Genomic DNA, 21,587 nt, shown 5'->3' on the forward strand with positions numbered 1-21,587 from the left:
CGATAATCAATAAAAGAGCTATGAAGAAAATAAAGGTAATGATCATTATAATTATTATTACTCAAATGGTAGATGCCATACTGCATCTTAGTTCGGATCGCATTGAACCATTAAGGTTTACTGCCAACTTAGTTATCATTTTATCGGTTGCCAGTAGTTTAAACTTTAAGAAAAAAAGTTTTAACATACTCATGTGGAGCCTTTTTCTTTATGTGCTTCTAAATTCTATTTGGTTTGTTGCATATATGATGAAAGTCATCTATGAAAATACCGAATTGCCAGAGCTTTTTTTCTTCTTCTTTTTTCTTCTCCTGACAATTATTTTCCAATTTTTTATGATCAAAATAAACCTTAACATAAAAAGTAAAATTGATTTAGAAAACATTAAATCATTTAAAATCAAACTATAAATAAACTATTAAATCATTGTATTATGAAAATTAATCTAAAAAATATAATATCATTTTTATTATGTACCTCTGTCCTGACTCTCGGATATTCTCAGAACAAAACCTTGGTAGAAGGAACCTCTGAAGCAATAGGTAAAGATTTAGATTTAGAAGCAGTAGCCGTATTATTTGGAGAATCAAAAAACCTCGAAGATTTCGAAAAAAAACTAAATAGCCCGGAAACTAAAATTTCTAACCTGGATCTAAACAATGACGGTGCGGTAGATTATTTAAGAGTAGTCGACACTTCTCAAAAAGACACCCATTTGATTACGGTACAAGCTGCGGTAGCCAAGGATACTTTTCAGGATGTAGCTGTTATAAATGTCGAAAAAGATCCTACCGGAACTACCAAGGTGGTCATTACCGGAAATGTAAAATTATATGGCCCAGATTATGTAATTATCCCTACCTACAAAACTTCTCCAATTATTATAACCTGGTTCTGGGGACCTGCATACAGACTTTGGGTGTCGCCTTACTATTATAGATACTACCCAAACTATTACAGACCTTGGCCAACCTATACTACTACAAGGTATAGAACCGCAGTACGCAGGAATGTAAATGTACGCACCACTACATTTAGAGGTCCATACTCTACAAGACGAGTTCGGGTGAGATACTAACATATGAATCAGATAATTATAATAGCATGAAAAAATTAACATTCTTTTTTGTAGTAGCTCTACTATATGCCATAACATCTTGCAAAAACCAGGATTTTTCTAATAATATTCCCGCGGTTGAACAAACACAGTTTACTAAGCCTCCTAAAAACTTGCGTGATTATAGATATGGAGAAGTGATTCCAATATTTCAAAATAGCACTACCATCTATATAGAAGTATACAATACTATAGGTTTAAACGAACTTCCGGCAGAACAATGGGAAAAACTAAATGCCGAGGAGCTAGCAGAAAGCTATGGAGCTAAAATGGTGCGATTAAACGGGCCAAGATATTGGGTTTTAAATTCGATGCGAGGAAGTGGGAAAACCGTGAATGGAAAAACTGTTGATTTTGAAGGTATTGAAATGACACTTAGAGCAACCTTGGAGTTTAAAATTTGGGATGGATCCGCACTTGAGGAGCATTACTCGGATAATGAAGTAAACAGAGAAACAATTTGGATGTATCATAAAGGAAATATGGTCTATGAATTAACAAATCCGGATGGAGAGATATATCGAATGCAATCCTACTCTCAAGAAATTGATCCGACCTTAAGTATTAGGGACTTAGAAAAGTTACAAGAACGTCTCCAACTTCCAAAAGGATGGTCTTATCATTTTCGAATACTAGAAGAAAATTCCGAACTCAACTCAAACGGAAAAGCCTATGTGATTACAGATGATCTGAACAATACTTATCAAAAAATAAATGCTCATTAGATAAGAGCATTAGTCTTTCTGTTCATATAGGTTCCTCACTATCCTAAACCATTACATAATGAAACAAAAAAGAGTTCCAAACACTCAACCAAATACTGCCTTTAAAAGTTTTTACGCACTTTTACTATTGCTTACTTTAATCGCTTGTAAAACCATTACAGCACAAGATTTAAAAATTGGTATCATTTCTGATTTTGAAGAAAACAACTCTTTATTAACCAATTTTAAAGATAATCTTTCCAACGAAATAAAGAAGACCATTGGTTCTTCAAATAAAGCTTCTATTAATGATAACGATTTCATAGTAACTGATACCAGCGTCCCGAAAACTATTGAGTCGTATAAACTTCTGTCACAAAGATGTGACATCGTTATTGTTATAGGGCTTTTGGCTACAAAGACCATTTTGGCTAATTCAACACTAAGAAAACCTACATTAGCAATAGGTATTTCTAACGTGGATTTACAGGAAATTCCAACTACAGCAGAAGGAACTTCTGGCAAAAAAAACTTCTCCTATATCCTCACTTCTAGAAATATTGTTGAAGAACTTACCCAGTTTTATGAAATGATTCCCTTTCAAAACTTGGCAATTCTCGTACACGAGAAAACTGCTTCGGCTATGAATGGAAATAATCTGCGACAACGATTAGATTTCATTTCCAGAGAATTCAATGCTAAAATTCAACCAGTATTGGTTTCGGATGATATTCAAGATTCCCTACAAGGAATATCAAATGAAACCGATGCTGTTGTAGTTGCTTTGTCCTACGAATTTGGTGAAGAAAAGATTAAAGAAATCTCTGACTACCTAATTTCAAAATCACTTCCCTCCTATTCTCCCTCAAAAGATTATGTTGATCTGGGAATTCTATCAGGTTTATCTTCTGATAATAGCACATTATCAATTCTCAGAAAACTTGCTATCATGGTCGATGATATCCGAAGAGGAGCCAAAGCAGAAAATCTACCGGTAACGTTAGGTTCCAGAAAACAGCTTTATTTTAATATGGAAACTAGTAGAAAAATTGGGTTTTCTCCTAAATTTCAAACATTATTTACCGCTAATCTGATAGGTCAAAATGAATTAGAAAATCAGCAAAAATACACTTTAAACGATATTATAAGAAAATCGATTGAAGAAAACCTTACTGTACAAATTAGTCAGAAAGATCTGGAAATTGCTGCTCAAAATGTACGTGAAGCTACATCAAATTATCTCCCTACGGCAAATGTGCAATTACAGGGCAAGCAGATTAATGAAGATGCTACGAATGAACTATTTGGTCAGTCAGAAAGAACATTAACCCAGGCAGCAGGATTAGAGCAAGTCATTTATTCGGAATCTGTTATAGCCAATATAAGAATTCAAAAATATATCGAAGAAGCTCAAAAACAAGCTACCAAACTACAGATCAACAACACAATTTATGAGGCTTACAGAACATACCTAAATATTCTTTTAGTAAAATCCAATTTAACGATCCAAAAGGAAAACTTGGAAGTACTGAAGAAAAATCTGGAACTAGCACAAATTCAATCTCAAATAGGCGCCGCTAATAAAAGTGATGTGTATCGATGGGAGTCAGAAGTTGCTAATGCCACTCAGTTAGTGATCGAGGTACAGACCGATCTTATCTTCGCTAAGTCGCAATTGAATCTGTTTCTTAATAATTCATTAGATCCCTCTTTTGATATTGAAGATGTAAGTTTAGAAGACAATTTATTCAGTTTTTATCAGAACAACCTACTGCCACACGAAATTCGGACTCCGGAAGACATCAGAAATGTTTCAAAATTTCTTACGGACTTTGCAAATGAAAATTATCCCGGAATTAAGCAAGTGGATTATTCCATAAAGGCATTAGAACGGCAGCAAAAAATGAATAAAAGAGCCTATTACTTGCCAAACTTATCATTAGGAGTTAATCAATCTGGGATACTTAATCGATCAGGAGCTGCTTCAGAACCTACACCCAATAGTAATTTTATTGATACTAACTGGAGCGTTTCAGTAAATCTTTCCTATCCAATTTTTGACGGAAATCGAAGAGCGATTGCGCTCCGTAAAACAAAAATCGAAAAAGAGCAATTGTCGCTTCAAAAAAATGCATTATCCAACGATGTGTTTCTTAATGTTCAGAGAAATATGATCGACTTGGTCACCGCAAAAACGAACATCAATTTTTCAAAAACATCTGCAAATAACTCCTGGAAGAATTTCGAGATTACACAAGATTTTTATCGTCAGGGATCTATCTCTATAGTTCAGTTATTTGACGCTCAAAATGCTGCTCTTCAAGCAAAATTGAATTATATCAATTCCGTGTATCAATATGTTTTGGCTTTTGTCTCCTTGGAAAATAGCATTGGATATTTTAGTCTTTTGGCAAACCCACAGGAAAAATCAGATTTTGAAAATAGATTGAAATCCTATCGTGCCAAATAACAATTTCAAAACTCAATCTCACTCATACTAAAAATAACAAACTACTATAATGATGAAACCAAAAACATTTATTCTACAAGACATAAAAGTAGTATTTATGGTATTCGTAGTACAACTCATGCTATTCTCTTGTAACAACACTGAAAAAAAAGAAGTACAACAAGAACTAAAGACCGTTAAATACGCTTCTATAACCTCATCTGGTGGCTTACAGAAAAAAACCTTTACCGGAGAATCTAGATCTGGATCCGAAACAAATTTAAGTTTTAGGATGAGCGGTCTTATCACAGAAATTAATGCTAAAATTGGAGAACGCGTAAAAAAAGGAAAACTTCTTGCAAAATTGGATACCAAAGATATTGATCTTAGCTACCAGCAAGTAAAAGTTTCAGTAGGAAGTTCTAAAGTACAAATGGAAACTGCAAAATCTGAATTAGATCGTGTAAAACAATTGTATCAATCTCAAAGTGCCTCATTAAATGATTTGGAAAATGCCAGAAATGCCTATGCAGGAGCCAGAGCAAGTTATGAGTCTAATCTAAAGTCTCAAAGTCTACAAGGGTCACAATATGCATACGCGCAAATAAAATCCCCTATTAGCGGTGTGATTTCCAAAATTACTGCAGAAATTAATGAATTTGCCCAAGCTGGATCACCCATTATTACCATGGATTCCGGTGATGGAGATATAGAACTTAATATTGGTGTTCCAGAAACCTATATTTCTAAGGTAGCCATTTCCGATAAGGTCGAAATAAGCATAAATAATAAAACACTTTCTGGAGTTGTAACCGAGGTTGGTTATTCGTCTTCTGGTTCTACATTTCCTGTTATCATAAAACTAACAAATCCCGGAAACGATATAAGACCAGGAGTGCCTGCTTCAGCTACTTTTAGCTTTGGATCCGATACAGATGCACAAAAACTTTTATCCCCAACAAAAGCAATTGGCCAAGATGCCAATGGAAATTTTGTATTTAAACTAGTTCCTACCGAATCGGATATCTATACGGTTCAGAAGACCGTGATTGAAATTGGCCAATTAACCGAAGAAGGCTTCGTAATACTTTCTGGAATAACGGAAAATGAACTTGTCGCAGTTGCTGGATTAAGCTCCCTATATGATGGTATGAATGTAAAACTTCTGGAAAACTAACAACTATGAATCTTACAGGTCTTACACTTAAAAATAACAGGGTTACAATCATGTGTCTTATCATTATTGTAATCCTTGGTTTGGTAGAGTATGGAAAACTATCTAGAGATAGCATGCCTAGTTTTACAGTGCGTACAGCCACTATTGTTACTAAATTTCCTGGCGCTAATCCAGAACGAGTAGAATCTTTAATTAGCGAGCAGGTTGAAAAAATTATTCAGGAAATTCCTGAAGTTAAAACAATAACAAGTACAAACCGTACTGGTCTATCTGTAATCAGGGTATCGCTTTACGATAATGTGAAAGAAAAAGATATTCAACCGTTATGGGATCGAGCACGAAGAAAAATAGAATCAATCAAAAATGATTTACCAGACGGAATCTCTGGTCCTGATCTTGACGACGAAGATATTGGCGTCGTCTACGGAATCTTTGTAGGATTAGAATCAGATGGTTTTGAGTATGTAGAAATCAAGGAATATGCAGATGAATTAAGAGATGAACTAATAGCATTATCGGATGCTGCCAAAGTTGTTATTGGTGGTGAAACAGAAGAAAGAATATATATCGAATATGAAGATGCCCAACTATCAAAACTAGGGCTTTCTGCTGGTAAACTCCAGACGATTATCTCCACAAGTAATATTATCATTCCTTCAGGAGAAGTGACCTTAGGTGAAGAAAAAATCACGGTCGAATCCTCTGGGAATTTTGAATCTATAGATGCTTTAAAAAACCTTCTTATCAAAACGGGAAAAAATGGAGAGATGATTCCTCTTGGAGAAATCACAACGGTTCGAAGAGGATACATTACACCAAAAAAGAATATGGTTCGTATCAACGGAAATGATGCTTTAGCATTATATGTTTCCTTAAAAGAAAATGCAAATATCATACATCTTGGAAAACGCATAGATGAAGTTCTGGTAGCGTATAATAAAAAACTACCTGTAGGAATGAAGGCTTTACGAATTGCTTCTCAGGACGAAGATGTACAATTCAAAATTTCAGACTTTGTAGGTAATCTTATTCAAAGTGTCATCATAGTTCTATTCGTAGTATTACTTATCTTAGGTTGGAGAGCTGGTGTTGTTATTACAAGTTTAATTCCAACTACTATGATTATGACCTTCTGGGTAATGAGCCTTTTTAATGTTGGGCTTAATCAAGTTACATTAGCTTCTCTAATCATGGCATTAGGTCTCTTAGTGGATAATGGGATTGTAATGATTGAATCACTTTTGGAAAAACTGGAAGCAGGCCAATCAAAATTTGAAGCCGCAGTAAACTCCTGTAAAGAATTTATGATCCCATTATTAATTTCATCCTTAACAACCTGTGCCGCTTTTATGTCTTTTTACCTTGCACAATCTGTTATGGGAGAAATCATGGGAAATATATTTTTGGTGATTACCATGGCATTACTATCCTCATGGTTACTAGCTTTTACTGTAATCCCCATATTTGGAACAGCTTTATTAAAAATAAAACATCACCAAAAAGACAAAAAAACTCTATTTGATAGAATCAATGTACATTACAATCGCTTTTTAAAAGTAAGTCTTGCAAAACCCTGGCATATCATAATATCTATTACTGTCTTATTTATGATGGCTATGTATGGTTTCAGCAAAGTTCCATCCATTTTTATGCCTCCTAGCGATCGCCAATTAATAACGGTTGAAGTGAACTTACCGTTAGGAACTACGATTGAGCAAACCACAGAAAACATTACCAAAATAGAACAATTTATAAAAGATGATTTGTTAATTGAGGAAGGAAGAGAAACGGGGGTTCTTAGTTGGTCTTCTTATATCGGAAGAGGTCCGGAATCTTATGATTTGGGATACAGCCAAGACCAACCGAACTCTTCCTATGCGTATATGCTACTAAACACTAGTTCTAATCAAGCAAACGATTTGGTAATAAAAAAACTAAATGCTTTTACTAAAAACAACCTTCTGGATGCTGATGTAAAGGTGAAAAGATTAACCGGTGCAGGAGGGTCAAGCGTACCTATTGAGGTTCGCTTATCTGGAGAAGATCCTGATGAGTTATTTAAAATTGCCAATGAGATAAAAGTAAAATTAACACAAATTCAAGGCACAAAAAATGTTGGCGACAATTGGGGGCCAAAAATAAAAAAGGTTTATGTAGACATTGACGAAAACAAATTATCAAGATCAGGATTAACCAATCAAGATGTAGCGCTATCTTTAAATACTGCCTTATCTGGATATAGCGTGGGCGAATATCGAGAAGATAAAGAGAACATCCCTATTGTGATGACCGATCAAAATAGGGAAACACTAAGCTATTCGGACTTGGAGACTTTGCGTGTATATTCTCAAAACACCGGAAAAAATGTAGCGTTGATACAGGTAGCTTCTATATCACCACAATGGGTATTTTCGAAAATACTGAGAAGGAACCTTAAAAGATCCCTTACTATAGAATCTGAAGTTGTATCTGGCTATCTAACTTCAGATATAGTCAAGGAATTAAAAGAATGGTTATCTGAACAAAGTACAACCTGGAAAAGTGGATACACCTATGAATTGGGTGGAGACGCAGAGAGTAGTAATGATGCTATGGGTGCCATTGCAGAAAACCTGCCTATTTCTTTTTTTATTATTATTCTTTTACTGGTACTTCAGTTTAACTCCTTCAGAAAAGCCGCTATTATATTGTTTACCATCCCACTTGCCATTGTAGGAGTTACTGGTGGTCTTTTAGGAACAGGTGCTTTTTTCAGTTTTACTGCTTTTTTAGGTATTATTTCCTTAGCGGGAATTATAATTAATGATGCTATTGTTTTGGTAGACAAAATTAATTTTGAAATTGTTTCAGGAAATGGATTAGAAGCCAGCATTATCAAAGCATCCAATGATCGTTTTAGCCCTATTTTGCTCACTACACTAACTACTTCTTGTGGTATGGTACCGTTATGGACAGGTGGTGGAGAGTTATGGTCGCCTATGGCGATCAGTGTGATTTTTGGTTTATTCTTTGCTACCATCATACTCCTGATATTTGTTCCAGTGATTTATAAACTTCTTTTTAGAAAACAAATCAATTAAACGAATAATAATGTATGATAGAAAACCTATATAAAGTACGTTTTCCTATTTTTCTAACCATCCAGCTGGCAATTCTATTCGGAGCTATTATCATCCCAAGCAATGTTTTCGAATATCGAATTCTTTCAATACTGTATTTATTTAATCTGCTAGCTGGAATCCTAATGATACTCAAACATAAAAAGCTTACTATATTCTTAATAAGCTTATGCATCACGTTGGTAATCATATTTATCATTTCCATTGGTTATGAACAAGAACCTTATTTTAATCGCTTACTTAGATTATTTATTTACTTTGCATTTAATCTTGTGGTTACTTGGAATCTAATTCTTCAGGTTTGGAGAGCAACGGAAGTAAACAAAAATGTGATTTTGGGATTAATTAGCGGTTATATTGCATTAGGGTTCTTGTCCTTTTTTTTGTTGCTATCCATAGAATTAACCCATCCGGGAGCGTTTCAAGGAGCTTTATTAGACAATAACAATATCGAAATGCTTAGCGAATCTTTACTCTATTATGCCTATATAACCCTATTAACAATTGGTTATGGAGAAATTACTCCAGCAGTATCATTAGCACAAAAAGCGTCTATCTTAATCGGATTAATTGGCCAGTTCTACTTGGTTATTGTTACTGCAGTAGTGGTTGGTAAATATATTGCAGGAACTAAAAGAAGGTAATAAGTTCTATAAAAGCTTAGAATATGAATCTTAAAATGAGTAAAAGCCATTGGGATATACAATAAAGATTTTGTATCCAACCAATACTGCATTCAATTCATAAAGCACTACATTTCAGTTTGTTAAACTCTTATTAAAATCAGTCTTTTTCATTGATTTTAATTTCACTTTTCAAATATTAAACAGAACTTAATACACTAATTAACAACCTCTTAAAACCTATATCCATGAAATTTTACACAGATAATTACTTTAAAACATTACTCCTAACCTGTTTGACTTTGTTAATTTCTATAACAATGACTAGTCAGACTATTTTTAGAGATGCTTCTTCATTTATTCCTCAATCTAATATTAGCGGAACGGATACCGTAGATTCTGATCTTGTAGATATTGATGGAGATGGTGATCTTGATATTTTTATTGCAGAAGGAACTGCAAGTATTGAAGGTCGTGCCAATCGTCTTTTACTTAATGATGGTAGTGGCCAATTTACGGATGTTTCAGAAAGCAACTTACCTTTTTCCCCAAGACCGGCTAATAGTCTGAGTGCAGACTTTGCTGATTTTGATAAGGATGGGGATCTAGATATTGTTGTAGCCAATCTGGGACCTACACAATTATTACTCAATAATGGAAATGGAATCTTTACGGATGCCAGCAGAAATTTACTTCCTTCACCTCCAGCTAATATTTTTGATGATATATCTACAGAAGTAGCTTTTGAAGATGTGAATCAAGATGGTAGATTGGATATTTTTGTCACTAATGAAATTCCACCGATACCGGATATAGGTCCTGGAGGGTCACAAAATTTTCTGTATATCCAAAATGAAGATGGAACCTTTACTGACGAATCTCTTCTTAGACTCCCTAATGTAAAAAACCAAAGTGCCAGTTTCGTATTTGGAGATATTGATAGTGATGGGGATAATGACCTGATTGTGGCCAATGTGGGGCAAAATCAAATATTGATCAATGATGGAAACGGTTTTTTTACCACTGAAACAGAGCCTAGAATTGCATCACAAACCACTACCAGTCGCGCCATTACTTTGGTCGATATAGATGGTGACCAAGATCTTGATTTAGTTGTATCTAATAGTAACCTGGAACAGAATCAACTCTTTATCAATAATGCTCTAGGCTTCTTTGAAGAAAACACAACTAATGCCTTGCCTGTACAAAATGACACTAGTAGTGATGTAAAAGTTTTTGATTTTAATTATGATGGTCATCCTGACATTATTTTTGCTAATTCTATTCCCAATCCTGCAGGACCCATTGGTGGTGGCCATCCATTGGCGCCAGCTCCAAATACTTTATATATAAATAATGGATCGGGTGTTTTTACTGATACATCTTCAGATTTCTTACCGGAAGGTATTGGAATTAGCTTTGATATCGATATTGCTGATGTTAATGGGGATCGTCTGGAAGATATTTTAATTTCTAATGCTAATGATGGAGAAGAAAAATTATTACTACGAGATATAACCCCTCCCACACTTTTCAGAAATATCATTCCTTTTGTAAATTGTATAACTGATAATAATGACAGGACTTATACAGCAAGTTTTGGATATAATAACTTTAATGATACACCTGTTTATATCCCTGAAAGCTCAAGAAACAAATTGTATCCCTCTCAGATCGATACCGCTATAGATCAACCGGTTGTTTTTCTGCCAGGAATGATTGAAGAAGCGTATGTGGTAACATTTAGTCGAAATGTAATCTGGAGAGTAAATGCCAAAATAGCTTATGCAAGTCGAAGGACTCCTATATGCGATGAAGAGCTTCTTGTAGAGAGCACTAATCCATCTATATCTAACATCACGAGCTATCCTAATCCTTTTTCTAATACTGCTACGATTGATTATACACTAACCAATACCAATGCCATAACTATAAAACTATATAATCAATTAGGAAAAGAAATTAAGACGATTGAAGATTCTTATATCAAAAAAGGAAATCACCAATTACAAATAGACGGATATTCTCTTCAACTGAAGCCAGGTATTTATTATTATAAAATTTCTTCTGGTAAAGATACTATTGTGAAATCTATCATATTTAAGGGATAAAAGCTTTTTGGTTTTCATAGAATTAACTGTCTTTTTATTTAAAGGGCCGTTAATTCTATATTTTTAAATTTAATCAAAAAACATTTTGGCGCCATTTTTTTCTCTTTATCGATTTATGCTTAAAAACCTGTTCTAAAAATATTACTTCAAGACAATAACCATAGTACTTTTGACTTATGGAATATTTAAAAGACTCTATCTTTTACCAAGATGCTATACAAGAAATAAATTATCCTTTTGGCAATTTCTATTTATTTGAAAACTTCATTGTTGGAGAGATTAATAAGGAAGTTGTTTTTAACTGGGAAGATCACGCAAAATTGGTAGTCGAAGAAATAACTAATTTATACGATCAAAACGGTAAAGACTTGGTCTACATTACCAACAGAGTGAATCCATACTCTGTGGTTCCAAGTGATTGGATTTATTTTTTTAAGTATAGTTACTCCTTAAAAGGTTATGGTATTGTTAGTTATCACCCTAAAGGGTTACTAAATGTAGTATTAGAAAAATTATTCATGAGAAATAAACTACAAAGTTTCAATACTCTTACTGATGCTATCAATTGGGCTAAAAGTATAACCAAACTAAAAGATACTGCTGCTTAGTATAATATTACTCAATTTGATAATTTTGGTTCCAACCATAACCGGAATTACATACCCACATCTGAAGAATATCGAGATGTAATACAGAACAAAAAGCTAATTGGTTACTACAAAAAGATCTCTTTAGTTATTTCACCCAAATGAAGCTTTTCATCTCAAACCCTATTCTCGATACACTCCTCCTAAGGTCGAAGCACTCGAATTGACGGATTTGAGATACAGAAAAACACTCGATCTGATGGGCGTATTGGAATTGAATCTGAACCACAGCTGTAGCTAGTTTCCCACTCGGCTTTAGGTAAAAAACTTAATAATCACTATATCAAATATGATCTATCATCTTTTAGTATTTGCTTAAAGGTATCACCTCTAGTCACACTTATCCGCCTGAGGCGGAGATTAACTGATTAACTGTAGTGGGGTCAAAATAAGCTGTTAATTTTCTTTTTTCTTACCCAAGGAAACCTTGTAGTCATCTATGCTGCCTTTGATCTTTAGATTCAGATACTTTACTTTTTTGTTAGGATCTACTTCTACAATTTCATCTTCTTGCTCCTCACTAATCGCTGTAGTATCACTCTTGCTTCCAAATAATTTTTTCCAGGAAGCTTTTCGTACAGTTTTCCAGGGAATACGTATATAATAATCGATATTTTGATTGTTATCATGAGTACCTGACAATTCCATATGGCCCAAAGTAGATTCGATCCTCATAGCCGGAATGGTAATCTTCCCTTTCTGTATATCCAGGTTATTTTGTAAGGTGTCAAACCGAATGTTTTGCAAGTTTTTATCTCCCATATAATCCGAAAGCGCCAGCATTGGATCGTAATTTTTTAATCTTCCATTTAATACTTTTACATCCATTTCTATAGTAGATTGGTCTAGATCCGGCACCAAATCCGGATATACTCTAATCTTACCTTTAATTCTGGAAGTGAGTTTTCCTTGTAAATTTTCTGAAACGAGATGATCTTGCCCAAAATTTTCAAATTTGAACAGCAATTTATCTAAATCAACATTATTCATCACCAAATCCGGCTGCATATAGATATGCTTTGGATCACTACCATTAAAATATCCATTTAATCGAATATTACCTCCTGCTGCATCCATATGTAAGGTATCTATATAAACGTAGTGGTTGGGTGTTGTTCTTAAATCTGCCTTGATATTTTGAAGATCTATCCTATGGTATATAAACTGAGCAATATCTGCCTTAAATCGCATATCCGTAAACGGCAACTCATATAAATTAAATGCTTCTGCATGTGCTGCCACATCTTTAGCTTTTGAAGTAACAATTGCTGCAGGTTTTGGCGGACTTACATCGAACTTAAAAAGTGCATCAAAGTCAATATAATTCGCCCTTAATCCGAGATAATTATCTCTTTTCTTTATTTGCTGATCTTCTCCTAAATAATAGTTTAAATCAAAATTAAAATTGGTGGTTCCTATTTCGCCATGAAAGTCTTTTATAACGATGTGCTGATCTTCATAATGGATGTTTCCTCTAAAATCATGAAACCGAAGCGGATGCAATTTCATTTTTGTATCTAACTTATCTAAAGCGAGATCGATAGAATGTAACGCAGAATCTTTATAGTGCATACTAGAAGCAAAATGCAATGCCAAATCATCAAAAGTTTCGTGTCTGTACTCTTCCGGAACATAATTTTCTCCCTTATACGAAAAAACATCTTCTAGCCTTAACTTATTAGAAGTAAGATTGATATCTAAATCTACATCTCCGTTCAATTGGGGTTGCATCCAAAAAGCGTACTCATGTACAAGCCCATCCAAATGAAAATCACTATCATCTATATAACCGGTAAAATCTACTATCTCTAAATCCTTATCATCGATTAACACATCAGCATGAAAATCATGAAGTTTATGTGGATAATGCTTCAAGTCTGCATATAAACTATCGATAAAAAATTCGCCTTTTGGTAAATATTTAGATTCTGTAAAATTTTTCGCAGAAGCTTTAAAAGAAAGTCCCAAACTCAGGTCTTTTATTTGTTCATCAAAACCGGTTTTGGTAGTGTCCTGTTTTGAAAAACCTGTTAATTGGGCAATATCTAAATACTTAGATGTAATATCTAAATGGGCTTCTACCGGGATGTTTGTATGATGCACAATGGCAGGTAAGTCTGAAAGAAAACCACTAATGGATAGATCTGAATTTCCCATCAACAGTTCAAACTGGTTCAGGGTTGCTTCCTTGCCATTCATTACTAAATGTACATTTAGATCGTGCAAGGGTGCGGGAAGTTCTTTGGCGACTAAACTCAAGTCTTTTACAATCAATTCTGTAAAGTACGCCTGATTGAGTTTTTGTAATGCCTTTTCGGGCTCGTCGATATCTATAATATCATGAAAATTCATTTTCAGTGAAACCTCTCCAGAGGCCTCTTGTACTCGCTCTAGTTCAAAAAACTCTGCAATAAAATCGAGATTAAAATTTGAGTTTATTTGCATATCCACTTCTGGGGATTCAAAATTCTTTACAAAAACAGAGCCCGCAAATTCTCCCTTTTCCAAAGAGGCTGTCATATCGGTTAGCGAAAACTCCATGGTACTTGCATCTCTATTTTTTCCATTCGTAAAATGACCGTTGAAGCCCATATTATCGATCTTTTTCGCTTTTTCAGTATTTTCTAAAAAGGCTTTTCCAGCTCCAAAATTGGCTTTGATAAAAGGTCTGTTTCCTTTATTGGCGGGTCCTTGGATAGTAGCATTAAAATAGATTTCGCCAGCATTTCTGTATTTCTCTAATACCGGTATGACATCCGTTGGAGCAAAAGCAATCAGCATATCAAAATTGGGCTTTGTTCCTTTTATAGAAAGATCAAGATCTACATCATTCTTTGTATCTATAGAGCCTTCTAACTCAAAATCGCCATTTTCCATGACTATACCCGAAGGTTGAATGTCAAGAATGCCCGTGTATTCATTAAATACCAGGTCTGTATGCACTTCAAGGTGTTTATTATGGATGAAGGTGGTATCGCCGTCTTTAATTACATTCAACTCAAAATGGGTGTCTATATGTCCACTGATGATACTATCTTTTTGTCTAAAACCTCCTTTACCAGCGTACATAAATTTTTCGACATCTGTATTCGTAGCCTCGTCTAAGGTATGGATGTCCAGTTTTTTAAATTTAATTTTTTTGAGATGAATATTGGTAGAGGGTGTTTCGGTTTCAGAAGTGCTGGTTAAAGAGTTTTGAATATTCGTAGTATTATTTTCATGAATCACAATATTAAAAACGCCTTCTTCTACTACCAAAGATTGAATATCATAATCTCCTTTCACCATATCCCATAGGTTAAAACCTATGTATATGTCTTTTACATCCATGATGATGGGCGCATTGTCTTCTTTGGTCTCAAAAACTTGCACATCATACACTTTGATTGAGATATATGGAAAGTTACCAAAAAGGGATAATTTACTTTTACCAACACTAATAAGACCTTTGTGCTCTTGGTTTAGTATTGCAATCTCCTCTTTAATAATTTCAGATTGGTTACTCTGAATATATAGTATGAGACCTCCTACCACTAAAATTGGAACTAAGATTAGTCCTAACAAAATTCGTTTCCAGATTTTTTTAATCTTCACAGCAGGTTTCTTTAGGTTATGACCTTAAAAGTAACGAATTAGTATGAAAAATCTTATGTAGCACTCTATTTAACCTTTGGCTTAGCCGCATTGTATGGGTTAGATATTTTAACCAGTAAATGTTATGATGTTGCTATCGTCGCTGGTTATACTTGTTTGCCTTGTACGGAGACTCTAGCGATAGTTGAGCGAATTAAAAATTAGATTTGAACCTCCTCCGTCATATCGAGTATTTTTTGTGTAGCGATAGCGATACAAAAAATGTATCGAGATACAATAAAAAACGAAAAGTCTATATTTATAATATGAAATTATCTCACGTCTATATTTTGAAATGCACGGATGACTCCTATTATACTGGCGTAACCTCAAATCTTAGTCAACGATTATTCCAGCACCAGTCTGGTTTTTATATGGATTGCTACACTTATAACAGGAGACCTTTGGAATTAGTGTATAATTGTGAATTCACAGATATACAATTAGCAATTGATACTGAAAAACAAATTAAGAAATGGTCAAGGGTTAAAAAAGAGGCTTTGATTAATGAAGCTTATGACAAGTTACCTAATTTGGCTAAAAAGAAGTTTTGACAATAAATGGATCTCGATACCTCTACCGTCACATCGAGTGTTTTTTGTGTAGCGGTAGCGGAACAAAAAATGTATCGAGATGCAATCAAAACTAAAAGTATTAAAGGATCTCGATACAATCCCGATTATCATCGGGATCACTCGATCTGACGTCCGTTTTCTTTCATCGAATTGACAGGTTTTTACTCTCTTCCGATTTTAGGAACTAGCCATAGATATCCCATACACAACAGAAAGAAAATATAAAATCCAATGGGATTTATGGGTGCCAAAGGTGATATTTGTTTTGTGTTTTTTGTAGAAGCTCTATCAAAGTGTCTGCGATTTCTTTGTATGTTGTCATACCCTGATTTTGATTTCCAGGTGGTAGTATCCGTTACAAAATACTCCAAAACGGCTGTGGTGTCTTGTGCCATAGATAACCGATTCCAGCCTGGTTTCTTAGGATATGTTGTACCATGCCATAGATTTGATATATCTATATCGCTGCGCAATGCAATCCGATATCCTTCTTCAGTTTTTATTTCAGGTTCAGAAATAGCTGTTCTTAGTATAAAGGTATACGATTGATCTTTTATAGCCAGAATACTATGCTTATCCCAACTGACCTCAGCACTTTCTTTTTTACTGATAGTACTTATAATTGCTGACCATAACTGCTGGTACTCGGTTGTTTTTCCGTTTAACAATAACTCATAGGTACTTTCTAAAACCGTAGTGCCTACTTTCCCTTTTCCAAGATGTTTATAGGCGGATACGATATGTTCAGTATCATTTTTATGTATCGCTTGTAACTGAAATTGATCTTTAAAGATAAATGGATACTTTGTTATTTTAATTTTCGGGGAATTCATCAGATTTGTTTCGGTACTTTTCTCTTTTACAAAATCAAAAGCTACCATATCCTTTCTAAATCGAAAAAAATCATCATCCGGTTGAATAAAAAGCCCTAAGCCATTTTGCTTGATGGAGTTCGTAAGGGCTGTTCGTGAACTCCGCCCTAAATTATTTGCGGTAGCAACATCCAACATCACCAGATCAAAAGGTGCTACATTCTTTTCAGAAAAAGTGCCCATCAGTATTCGATCCATATTAAAATATTCGAACTTATATTTTCCTCTGGTGATCCTACTTTTTACCAATACCTCGTGCCCCATTTCTGCCAAATAGTTCTTAAGATATTTGGTTTCAAAAGTTGGGAAACTATTGACGATTAAGATTCTTAACCCTTTACGATTCTTAACAGTAACAGGAATAGGGTCTTGTGAAAGAACCGCGCCCAATGAATCTTTTTCTACCAATGAAAAAGTATAGGTACCTACTGATTTAAGATGTGTAGCTAATTGAAAGGATTGTTTTTTACCCGATTCTAAAGCGATAGAATCCAACCGATTTCCTCCTGGTCCTTCCAGAATCAATCGGTTTCCTTTTTTTGGATTGTTATACATTCCTTCAAACTGTAACTGCTCTCCTACTACCCTACTATGATCATATGTAAACCTAACCACACCAGAAGGCACATCACTTTTTACATAATCAACCTTATAGTTTTCTAGCTGCCAAAAATCAAAAGACTCTAACCCTTGTCCTAATACAAAAACCGTATCTGATGTGTTTACCTTACCGAAAATTGGTTGATTCGCTTTGTACGGAAACATTTTTAATCGTTTATGAACCTTTTTTAAACTATCTAATTGCTTGGTGTCATAACCACTGGTAAGGATGGCAACCTTAGTTTTTTTGCCAAGTATCGGTAATGCAGGTTTTAATGCAATCACAGCAATCGACATTATCGCAAACAAGGCAACTGTTATTCTGATCCAGAATCGGCGTTTCCCAAAATCAGATCCTTCTTTCCAAACAAAAACCAACCATAACACTATGGCACCAATACTTATATACGTTATCCAATTACTATGTAAAAAAGTGATATCCTCAATCATTGATTTCGAGCTCTTTTAATAGTAAATCGTTGATTTCGCTTGTTTGTTGTTGCTTTTTCACTGCATTAGGTTTCAATTCCGGAAGCGTCAAAAACAATCCTTTTTGCAAGGCTACTAGTGCTTCTTGTGGAACTGTTACATCCTCAGAAATCCATTTTAATCGTTGTAATGTTTCCAGATATTGCCCAGGATTTTCAATAGCTTTTTCTGCTAACTCATTTCCGGCTTGTCCAAAAAGTAGTTTATCCTCTTCTGTAATCGCTCCTTTTTCAAAAATTAATTGTTCCAGCCTTGCCAAGATTATACGTATGGAAGGATATGCATCTTCTTGCTCTAGTTCAGCACTTTTTCTAAAACCTGATACCTCATCGATTTCTCCCGTAAGTCTTTTATCTTCTTTAATAGGTGGAGGATCAAATCCGATGCGATGTACATAAATACGCGCACTGTTTTTAATTTCCTGGATCAGTTTTAGAGCTCTGTATTGATAGGGTAATGATTTTTCTGGTGTGTACAACCTAAGATATAATTCTGCATCCCACATTTCATTCAATGCCTGTCGTAACTTACCTTTTAAAGATTTTGTAAACAGCGTAGATTCTTCGGGGTCTTCGTGATTATGCAGGTACTCTTCTAAAGGGTCTTTCTTTTTTTCTTCTTCCACCAGATTGTGCTCATTTTCGCTATCGTGCTTATGGGTATATTTCGCCAACGGATCTTCTTCTTCATGTCCTTCTTCGTGATGATCTTCGTCCTCATGTTCTAGAGATTCTACATCTCCTTCTGCTGTGCCTCCGAATTCTGACTCATCTCCCATAAATTCAGCATATTTAAGACGTAGTACTTTTTGATCAAAACCTAATTCATTACTCTTAGATTTATAGTCTTTAGTCGATAGTTTTGCTTTGTCTTTCAGCAATTTCTCTGTATCGATAATCAACTGTCGCTGACTTCTAAAATAATCAGGCATCAGATCGACTCCCATCGTTCCTTCTACCGCAAAGTTATCAGAAACTGTATCCTTAATCACTGCAAAAAAGGTTTCGCTTCTGGATATATTAGGTTTCGGACGTTTACTATCCAATGCTTCTACATAAAAATATAATTCGTCACCGGGTTCCATCTTCATTTGATCCAGATCTATATTTTTGGACAAACTCAAGTTCCTCTTACCTTTTGAGATCTTATTATTAAAGTTTAGTTTTTCTTCTCTGAACTTAACAGACTCTCCTGAACCTTTACTAACGGTAGCTATAATATAGGAGTCTTCAATCCCAAAATCATCCGCAATGGCAGTTGTAAAGGATACCTTTTTATCTTCGTTAAAAGCAAAAGAGGTAAACTGTTTTATTCCTTTGATTTCTACGGACGGACTCTTGTCTTTGATCACCTCAATAGCGTACAATTCGGACACATATGATCTGTCTTGAAGGTCTGTAAATTTAAAATTATAAAAACCGGCATTAGTGAGTATTGATTTGCCTGTATATGCTTCATCTATTAATTTCATAGGATAACTATTCCCCATGCTTTCCATGGTCACGCTTTTAATTTCTTGGTCAAATCGTATCTTCCAGGAAACCTTTGATCCTTCTACCGCCTTTATATCCATTTTGGAAGTCTCTACAGAAGGAACTTGCGTATAGTTTGGATAGTTAATGGTTAGTTGTTGACGTATTAATTTTGGTGATTCAACTGTTGTTGATGTCGTATCGGTTGGTTTAAAAACAATTGTTTCCGGAGTTACTTTTGGTTGTTGTGACCATTGCAGGTTTGATAATAATTCATACTTATAGATCACTGCTCCTATCAAAATAAAAGAACATAGAATAATAGCTCCACGTACTAAGTGATTAGGAGGTTTGACAGTTTTTAGTTTTTCGACAAGTCTGGTTGTTACTCTGTTTTGTTGAATTCTGGCCAAGCCGGACAGCTTTTCTTCGGGTAATAACAAAAGACCGGTACTATATTCTGTAGCTTCGAGATGAAGATCTATATAACTCGCTACATTTTCTAAACTATGTTTCCAGGGTTTTATAAAAAATAGGATCATCCCCGCAACTAAAAAGAGGATCACCAATGACCAAAACACCTTAAAAAATATCAGATACGAAAGGATGGCTGGTCCTAAGGCATATAATGCAATCTCTAACCAGAGCATCAGTCGCCATCGCCTTCTAAACTCAACCAACATGTCGTGTCCTGATCTCATTATTGTTTCCTGAATTTTGCTATAATACGTTCCATCACTAACAAGGTTCCCATTAACAACCATAACCATTTTGATATATCAAAAAGCTCAAATTGTTTTTTACCCGCCTCCAGACTAGCCATTATCGGTTGCAGTTCTGATATATCAATAGTTCTTATATCATACTCATTAATTTCATTCTTTACATCTTTATGAAAATCAAAAAGCTTTAGCAACTGTTCGGATAAGTTTCTATCAATACTATTCTGTGTATTCAGCACTTCTGTAAGATAAAAAATCCTATTCGAAGATCCTGCTTCAATAATGTTATTGGTAAGGTTATCTGGTTGATACACTAACATCTTTGTTGGTGTGTTTGGAACCACATTCGAAGATAACCAAACTACCAGATCAAAAGCATCAGCATCTAAACCCTCTATACTCTGAACCGTTTCTATATCTATTTGTCTATTCAAGTATTTCGATATTGCCTTCAGTGATGCTTCTATGTATGTTTTCTGATTGACCAAACTATCTTCATAAAACAGCAGTACTTTTGTTGGCATTTCTGAAGTAAGAGATACACTTTCCTCCTTTCCGTTTAACATTAGCATCACACTGTCATTTGCTTTATTAAATTTCAGTCTTTTATCATCCGCAGCAATTAATGCTTTATTAAAAAACAATTGATCCTGATTACTTATCATTGATAGGACTTGCAGAGCATCTTCTTTCTTTAAGACCTTGAGATTTTTTTTAACCGACGCTTCTGAATCTAAAGATATCCAAGCTATATTCTTATTCGTATTTGGTCTTCTACCTTTGATTCCGCTTATGAATGCGTTCGTGAAAACGACAATACTATCCGTTTGTAATGCCTCCATTTCTTTGGCTAATTGCCAATAATTAGGAGTTGTATTGCTTTCTATATCTATTTGATCGGTATCCAATTCCGGAAATCCGAATTCCAAAAGTCTTAATGATGCTCCCGCATCTATAATATCGATGATTGTTTGTATCCTATCATCATCTAATAATGAAGGTTCCACTATATAAGTTACCGGTATGATAGCAGCTTTCTTTTTAATCTGAAAACCGGCCATTAGTAAAACCAAAATACCAATCAATAGCATTCTCACTACTAGTAGAAAAAACTCATTTAACTGAATACTCCTTGATTGTTTAGAATCGGATTCTTCAAGTAGTTTAATACTTCCTATTTTAATAGTCTTTCCTTCTTTCTTACTCCACAGATGTATAGCTATCGGCACAAGAAGTCCTAATAGAGCCCAGAGATATGTGGGGTTAAGAAAAAACAT

At 34.7% G+C, this 21,587-nt stretch carries 14 protein-coding genes; 10 read left to right on the forward strand and 4 right to left on the reverse strand.

Annotation, left to right across the window (positions count from 1 at the left end; translation table 11 throughout):
- Window positions 1–20: 20 nt before the first annotated feature.
- The 9 genes from J8M14_RS16500 (at window position 21) to J8M14_RS16540 (ending at window position 11,908) form a co-directional block, all read left to right on the forward strand.
- On the forward strand, window positions 21–410 hold the full coding sequence (locus J8M14_RS16500; protein WP_211075915.1) for a hypothetical protein: 390 nt from the start codon (window positions 21–23) through the stop codon (window positions 408–410).
- A gap of 23 nt (window positions 411–433) precedes the next feature.
- A complete protein-coding gene (locus J8M14_RS16505) occupies window positions 434–1,078 on the forward strand; it encodes a hypothetical protein (RefSeq protein ID WP_211075916.1) in 645 nt (214 codons plus the stop codon).
- A gap of 26 nt (window positions 1,079–1,104) precedes the next feature.
- Window positions 1,105–1,842 carry a hypothetical protein gene (locus J8M14_RS16510; RefSeq protein ID WP_211075917.1) on the forward strand — a complete coding sequence of 246 codons (738 nt, stop codon included), beginning with the start codon at window positions 1,105–1,107 and terminating at the stop codon, window positions 1,840–1,842.
- Between the two features lie 58 nt (window positions 1,843–1,900).
- Complete coding sequence (locus J8M14_RS16515) at window positions 1,901–4,291, forward strand: TolC family protein (RefSeq protein ID WP_211075918.1); 2,391 nt, start codon at window positions 1,901–1,903, stop codon at window positions 4,289–4,291.
- A gap of 49 nt (window positions 4,292–4,340) precedes the next feature.
- Window positions 4,341–5,447, forward strand: coding sequence for an efflux RND transporter periplasmic adaptor subunit (locus tag J8M14_RS16520; RefSeq protein ID WP_211075919.1), 1,107 nt, complete (start codon window positions 4,341–4,343; stop codon window positions 5,445–5,447).
- A gap of 5 nt (window positions 5,448–5,452) precedes the next feature.
- Window positions 5,453–8,527, forward strand: a complete 3,075-nt coding sequence (locus tag J8M14_RS16525) for an efflux RND transporter permease subunit (RefSeq protein WP_211075920.1) — start codon at window positions 5,453–5,455, stop codon at window positions 8,525–8,527.
- A gap of 14 nt (window positions 8,528–8,541) precedes the next feature.
- On the forward strand, window positions 8,542–9,210 hold the full coding sequence (locus J8M14_RS16530; protein ID WP_211075921.1) for a two pore domain potassium channel family protein: 669 nt from the start codon (window positions 8,542–8,544) through the stop codon (window positions 9,208–9,210).
- A gap of 227 nt (window positions 9,211–9,437) precedes the next feature.
- Complete coding sequence (locus tag J8M14_RS16535) at window positions 9,438–11,300, forward strand: T9SS type A sorting domain-containing protein (protein ID WP_211075922.1); 1,863 nt, start codon at window positions 9,438–9,440, stop codon at window positions 11,298–11,300.
- A 176-nt stretch (window positions 11,301–11,476) separates the two neighbouring features.
- Window positions 11,477–11,908, forward strand: a complete 432-nt coding sequence (locus tag J8M14_RS16540; RefSeq protein ID WP_211075923.1) for a hypothetical protein — start codon at window positions 11,477–11,479, stop codon at window positions 11,906–11,908.
- Window positions 11,909–12,343: 435 nt separating this feature from the next.
- Here the strand turns inward: J8M14_RS16540 and J8M14_RS16545 are convergent, their stop codons facing one another.
- On the reverse strand, window positions 12,344–15,541 hold the full coding sequence (locus tag J8M14_RS16545; RefSeq protein WP_211075924.1) for an AsmA-like C-terminal region-containing protein: 3,198 nt from the start codon (window positions 15,539–15,541) through the stop codon (window positions 12,344–12,346).
- Between the two features lie 305 nt (window positions 15,542–15,846).
- Here J8M14_RS16545 and J8M14_RS16550 point away from each other — a divergent pair, with 305 nt between their 5' ends.
- A complete protein-coding gene (locus J8M14_RS16550; protein ID WP_211075925.1) occupies window positions 15,847–16,134 on the forward strand; it encodes a GIY-YIG nuclease family protein in 288 nt (95 codons plus the stop codon).
- Window positions 16,135–16,316: 182 nt separating this feature from the next.
- On the opposite strand, the gene J8M14_RS16555 is transcribed toward J8M14_RS16550, so the two are convergent.
- The 3 genes from J8M14_RS16555 to J8M14_RS16565 are packed head-to-tail and all read right to left on the reverse strand — an operon-like array spanning window position 16,317 to window position 21,587.
- On the reverse strand, window positions 16,317–18,077 hold the full coding sequence (locus tag J8M14_RS16555; protein ID WP_211075926.1) for a hypothetical protein: 1,761 nt from the start codon (window positions 18,075–18,077) through the stop codon (window positions 16,317–16,319).
- Window positions 18,070–20,352, reverse strand: coding sequence for a tryptophan-rich sensory protein (locus tag J8M14_RS16560; protein ID WP_247672676.1), 2,283 nt, complete (start codon window positions 20,350–20,352; stop codon window positions 18,070–18,072). Before J8M14_RS16560 ends, J8M14_RS16555 begins: the two co-directional genes overlap by 8 nt.
- On the reverse strand, window positions 20,289–21,587 hold the full coding sequence (locus tag J8M14_RS16565) for a BatA domain-containing protein (protein ID WP_211075927.1): 1,299 nt from the start codon (window positions 21,585–21,587) through the stop codon (window positions 20,289–20,291). Before J8M14_RS16565 ends, J8M14_RS16560 begins: the two co-directional genes overlap by 64 nt.

It is taken from the genome of Aquimarina sp. MMG016 (assembly GCF_018100805.1).
Lineage (GTDB): Bacteria > Bacteroidota > Bacteroidia > Flavobacteriales > Flavobacteriaceae > Aquimarina.